The 898-nt window shown below is 59.1% G+C and carries 1 pseudogene; it reads right to left on the reverse strand.

Annotation, left to right across the window (positions count from 1 at the left end):
- Positions 1-2: 2 nt before the first annotated feature.
- Positions 3-898 (reverse strand): annotated as a pseudogene (locus tag A1830_RS22155) (PAAR domain-containing protein); the annotation flags it as partial.

An 898-nucleotide genomic window follows, 5' to 3' on the forward strand; every position in this document is an offset into this window, starting at 1 on the left:
GCATTTTCGCGTAATGGCTGATAATGCCAGCGCTCGCCGCTGATATCATACACTGACCATGTATCGTCCTGATGATGTTCCAGCCAGCGCTTCTCGGTTTCACAGAAGGTTCGCTCTCCTTTTGGCACCATCGGGAAGGAAATGTAATCTCCCGAAGGCGCACGCCACACCAGCCCGTCCTGATACCGCTCAAGCCGGGTTTCCCAGAAAAGTGACCAGCCACGGCCCAGCACGCTGTCGCCGGGATTGCCACTGCGCCAGTAACGCTGCCAGACCACCGGCAGACNCGGGTTTCCCAGAAAAGTGACCAGCCACGGCCCAGCACGCTGTCGCCGGGATTGCCACTGCGCCAGTAACGCTGCCAGACCACCGGCAGACGGGAGGGTAATACGAAATCCAGCTCGTCATCACCGGCGAGGAATTTCTGCCCACTGACGATATCCACCGGACGCGCGATGATGCCCACGGCAGCGGCACCGGTCATCAGCACGCCAGCGCGGCAGGCGATGCGGGCCAGTTTGTTGATACCCGGAATTTTACTGAACAGTCTGCCCAGTGCACCGACTTTGCCAGCCGCTCCACCTGCTCCGCCGAGCAGTCCTGCAAATAACAACGTCAGGTCAGAGGCTTTATACAGTTTTTCAGGGACTTCTGACTGTATCGGCAGTGTCTGTTCCGGCTCCCCGCCCATGCGCACGTTATCTGAACCCGTCATCACTTTGCCGCCACAGGTGGTCTGGTCACCTGTACGGGCAGCAGGCAGGCCGTTGATAAATACGCGTGAGGAGCCTTCGGCCATCTGCTGTGAGCCACCGTCCTTAGCGCATTCCACCATGCTGTTGGTCGCAATGGCGGCAGGTCTGCCGTTAATGAACACGTTATGAGAGCCGGTGGCGAT

The sequence above is a fragment of the Erwinia sp. ErVv1 genome, assembly GCF_900068895.1.
In the GTDB taxonomy this organism is placed as follows: domain Bacteria; phylum Pseudomonadota; class Gammaproteobacteria; order Enterobacterales; family Enterobacteriaceae; genus Erwinia.